Genomic DNA, 4,011 nt, shown 5'->3' with positions numbered 1-4,011 from the left:
CTAAAGGCGCAGACCAACGTCACGATCCGCCGCTGGCTCGCCGCGCTTGCCGGCGCCTGACGGCTCCGCCGCGCTGCAATAAGTACCCTTTGCTCAATCTTTGGGCGCCGGGCGCGAGATGGGTCGCGCCGGGCCGCTGCGGCGCGCCCGAAGTGGCGCTGGCACGGCGCTTGCTCGATCATGGTCGTGCAGAGCGTCTAGGGTTCCGGTCGCCATAGCGGCGGCGCTGGTCCGAGAGACGCACTTTCCGCGGCCTCAGAGCGGGAAGACACGGCGGGGCAAAAGCCCGGGAGGTCACTGCACGGGTTCGCCGCCGCGAACCGACCTCCACGCTTGCGGCGAACTCCCCTGGAAACGACGCGGCCGAGACGCCGCACGACCGAGGAGCAGCCATGCTGCGCAAACTGACCGCCGCGCTCGCCCTTTCGCTCATGGCCTTCTCCGCGCCGGCCGAGGCCGCGCCGAAGAAGAGCTTCAACGTCGCCTGGACGATCTATGTCGGCTGGATGCCGTGGCAGTACGCGGCCGAGAACGGCATCGTCAAAAAGTGGGCCGACAAATACGGCATCGACATCAAGTTCACCCAGCTCAACGACTACGTGGAGTCGATCAACCAGTTCACCGCGGGCAAGTTCGACGCGGTCGGCCTGACCAACATGGACGGCCTGACCATCCCGGCGGCCGGCGGGGTCGACACGACGCTGCTGATCGTGGGCGACTTCTCGAACGGCAATGACGGCATCGTCTCCAAGACCGCCAAGTCGATCCCGGACCTGAAGGGCGAGAGCATCAACCTCGTCGAGCTTTCGGTGTCGCACTACCTGCTGGCGCGCGCCCTCGACATGTCCGGCATGAGCGAGCAGGACGTGAAGGTCGTCAACACCTCCGACGCCGACATCGCCAGCGCCTACAAGTCGCCGGACGTCACGCATGTCGTGACCTGGAACCCGATGCTGGCCGAGGTGAAGGCCGAGCCCGGCACGACCGAGCTGTTCGACAGCTCCAAGATCCCCGGCGAGATCATCGACTGCCTCGCCGTCAACACCGAGACGCTCAAGGACAATCCGGACTTCGGCAAGGCGCTCACGGGGATCTGGTACGAGACCCTGGCGCTGATGTCGGGCGACAGCGACAAGGCCCGCGAGGCCAAGACCGCGATGGCCAAGGCGTCCGGCACGGACCTCGCCGGCTTCGAGGCGCAGCTCCGCGGCACCAGGCTGTTCTCCGATCCGGCCGAGGCGGTCGCCCTCATCGAGAGCCCCGACGTCGTGAAGACCATGGAGCTCGTCCGCACCTTCTCGTTCGACCACGGCCTGCTCGGCGAAGGCGCCAAGTCGAAGGACGTCGTCGGCATCGGCTTCCCGGGCGGCAAGACGCTTGGGGACGCGAACAACGTGAAGCTGCGCTTCGACTCGACCTTCGCGAAGATGGCAGCCGACGGAAAGCTTTGAGCGGAGACGCTCCCCGCACCCGATCCGGGCGGCGCCTCGCGCCGCCCGGGGCGACTTCTCCGCGTCATCCCGCGGCTTTGATGAGGTGTGTATGCGTCGCGCGATGAACGTCCGTCCGGGCGCGGGGGCCCGGCTCCTGCTCGCCCTGCTGCCCTTCGTGCTGCTCGCGGCCGTCTATGTCATTGGCTCGGCCGAGCGGCGCGCCGCGAACCCGAACGACAAGCTGCTGCCGCCGATCTCCGAGATGGCCGACACGGTGGGGCGCCTCGCCACCGAGCAGGACCGCCGCACCGGCGAGATCACCATGGTGGCCGACACCGCCTCGAGCCTCCGCAGGCTGGCGATCGGTCTTGGCTGCGCGACCCTGATCGGCCTGACGCTCGGCGTCGCGATCGGCGCGCTGCCGGTGGTCACGGCCGCCGGCGGCCCGCTGGTCGCGGTCATATCCATGATCCCGCCGATGGCGGTGCTGCCGATCCTGTTCATCGTCTTCGGGCTCGGCGAACTGTCGAAGGTCGTGCTCATCATCGTGGGCGTCGCGCCGCCCATCGTGCGCGACGTCACCCTCGCCGTGCAGGCGATCCCGAGCGAGCAGCTGGTGAAGGCCCAGACGCTCGGCGCCTCGAGCTGGACGGCGGTGCTCAGGGTGGTGCTGCCGCAGATCACGCCGCGGCTCATCGAGACCGTCCGGCTGCAGCTCGGGCCGGCCTTCCTGTTCCTGATCGCCGCGGAGGCCATCGCCTCGGATTCCGGCCTCGGCTACCGGATCTTCCTGGTGCGCCGCTACCTCGCGATGGACGTCATCCTGCCTTACGTGGCCTGGATCACGCTGATCGCCTTCGTGATGGATTTCGGGCTCGCGCGGCTGGCGCGCTCGGCCTTTCCCTGGGCCTATGCGGAAGAGCGGCGATGAGCGCGATCACGGTCGAGAATGTCTGGGTCGAATATGGCGACCAGATCGTGCTCGAGAACCTCAATCTCGAGGTGGCATCCGGCGCCTTCCTGGCGATCGTCGGCCCCTCCGGCTGCGGCAAGAGCACCTTCCTGCGCATGGTTCTGGGGCAGGAGCGGCCGACGCGCGGCCGGATGCTGATCGACGGCGAGCCGCTTCCCGACGAGCCGGGACCTGACCGCGGGGTCGTGTTTCAGCGCTATTCGGTGTTCCCGCACCTCACGGTGCTGGGGAACGTGCTGCTCGCCTACGAGCTCGGCAGATCCCGCGTCTTCGGCCGCCTGTTCGGGGCCGCGCGGCGCGAGGCGCGCGACAAGGCCGAGGCGCTGATCGCGCAGGTCGGGCTCTCCGCCCATCGCGACAAGCATCCGAGCGCGCTTTCGGGCGGCATGCAGCAGCGCCTCGCGATCGCGCAGGCGCTGGCCAAGAACCCGAAGGTCCTGCTGCTCGACGAGCCATTCGGCGCGCTCGATCCCGGCACCCGGGCGCAGATGCATGCGCTGATCAAGCCGCTCTGGGCCAAGCTCGGCATGACGGTCATCATGGTGACGCACGACCTCAAGGAGGCCTTCAGCCTCGGCACCCGCGTGGTCGCCTTCGACAAGGTGCGCCACGACCCCCAGGCGCCCGGCCGCTACGGCGCGCGCGTCACCTACGATCTCGATCTGACCCGGGAGGGGCCGGTGCCGGTGCTGGGCTTCGTGAAGTCGGACATCGGGGCGCCGTGGAGCGTCGGCGTGCTGGCGGCGGGCTAGAGAAAGCTCGCGACCGGCGCCTCGCCGAGCGCGTGCTCCATGAATTCGAGCCCGTGACGGATCTTGTCGCGGGTCGCCGGCCCGCCGAGACAGACGCGCACCGCCTCCTCGGGCGCGCCGCCTGCCGTGAACGCGTCGCTCGCCACCATGCCGAGGCCCGTCGGCCGCATCTGGTCGACGAAGGCCGCGCGGGTCCAGGGCTTCGGCAGCGTGACCCAGAGGTTGAAGCTCAGCGGATCGGCCCGGAACGAGCCCGCCGGCAGGATCTCGGCCGCCAGCGCCTGCCGGGCCATCGTCTCGCGCCGGATGAAGCGCAGCATCGTGTCGGCGGTGCCGTCCTCGATCCAGCGCGTGGCGAGCGCGACCGTGAGCGGCGACGCCATCACGTTCGCGGCCTTCAGCGCCGCCGCGAAGGGGAAGCCGGCGCGCGCGCTCGGCAGCACCACATAGGCCGTCCTGAGCCCGGCCCCGATGCATTTGGCGAGGCCCGCTATGTGCCAGGTCAGCTCCGGCGCGAGCGCCGCGAAGGGCGAGATCTTGGCGGTCGGCACGAAGCCATAGGCGTCGTCCTCGACGATCGGCAGCGAGAAGCTGCGGGCGATCGCGGCGAGCTCGGCGCGCCGATCCTCCGGTATCGTCAGCGTCGTCGGGTTCTGCAGCGTGGGGTTGAGATAGAGCGCCTTCGGGGCGAGCCGCTCGCAGGCCTCCGTCAGCGCCTGCGGCGTCACCCCGTGCTCGTCCATCGGCAGGCCGACGAGCCGGAGGCCGAGCTGCGCCGCGATGGCGCGGGCGCCCGGATAGGTGATCGCCTCGCACAGCACGACGTCCGAGCGGCGGGCCAGAACCCCGAACA

General features: G+C 69.6%; 4 protein-coding genes and 1 riboswitch. Of the genes, 3 read left to right on the top strand and 1 reads right to left on the bottom strand.

The annotated features are described in order from the left end of the window. Positions 1 to 186: 186 nt before the first annotated feature. Positions 187 to 295, top strand: a riboswitch (guanidine-I (ykkC/yxkD leader). A gap of 97 nt (positions 296 to 392) precedes the next feature. The 3 genes from ACIKT0_RS14360 (at position 393) to ACIKT0_RS14350 (ending at position 3,158) form a co-directional block, all read left to right on the top strand. After that, positions 393 to 1,451: a putative urea ABC transporter substrate-binding protein gene (locus ACIKT0_RS14360; RefSeq protein WP_407106000.1), complete on the top strand. Its 1,059-nt coding sequence runs from the start codon at positions 393 to 395 to the stop codon at positions 1,449 to 1,451. A gap of 91 nt (positions 1,452 to 1,542) precedes the next feature. Continuing rightward, the gene (locus tag ACIKT0_RS14355; RefSeq protein ID WP_407105999.1) at positions 1,543 to 2,364 is read left to right on the top strand and encodes an ABC transporter permease; all 822 of its coding nucleotides are present in this window, start codon (positions 1,543 to 1,545) and stop codon (positions 2,362 to 2,364) included. After that, positions 2,361 to 3,158: an ABC transporter ATP-binding protein gene (locus ACIKT0_RS14350; RefSeq protein ID WP_407105998.1), complete on the top strand. Its 798-nt coding sequence runs from the start codon at positions 2,361 to 2,363 to the stop codon at positions 3,156 to 3,158. The genes ACIKT0_RS14355 and ACIKT0_RS14350 overlap by 4 nt, the downstream gene beginning before the upstream one ends. Here the strand turns inward: ACIKT0_RS14350 and ACIKT0_RS14345 are convergent. Then, on the bottom strand, positions 3,155 to 4,011 hold an 857-nt coding region (locus tag ACIKT0_RS14345; RefSeq protein ID WP_407105997.1), incomplete at its 5' end, for an aminotransferase-like domain-containing protein. The genes ACIKT0_RS14350 and ACIKT0_RS14345 overlap by 4 nt on opposite strands.

The sequence above is a fragment of the Hansschlegelia beijingensis genome (assembly GCF_045505405.1).
Taxonomy (GTDB): Bacteria; Pseudomonadota; Alphaproteobacteria; order Rhizobiales; family Methylopilaceae; genus Methylopila; species Methylopila beijingensis_A.
Note: the sequence above shows the minus strand (reverse complement) of the source record. Positions and strands in the feature narration are given on the sequence as shown.

Bases quoted from the DNA above. Each gene is read 5' to 3' on its own strand.
- ACIKT0_RS14355 (WP_407105999.1), top strand. From the start codon at position 1,543: ATGCGTCGCGCGATGAACGTCCGTCCGGGCGCGGGGGCCCGGCTCCTG.
- ACIKT0_RS14350 (WP_407105998.1), top strand. From the start codon at position 2,361: ATGAGCGCGATCACGGTCGAGAATGTCTGGGTCGAATATGGCGACCAG.
- ACIKT0_RS14360 (WP_407106000.1), top strand. From the start codon at position 393: ATGCTGCGCAAACTGACCGCCGCGCTCGCCCTTTCGCTCATGGCCTTC.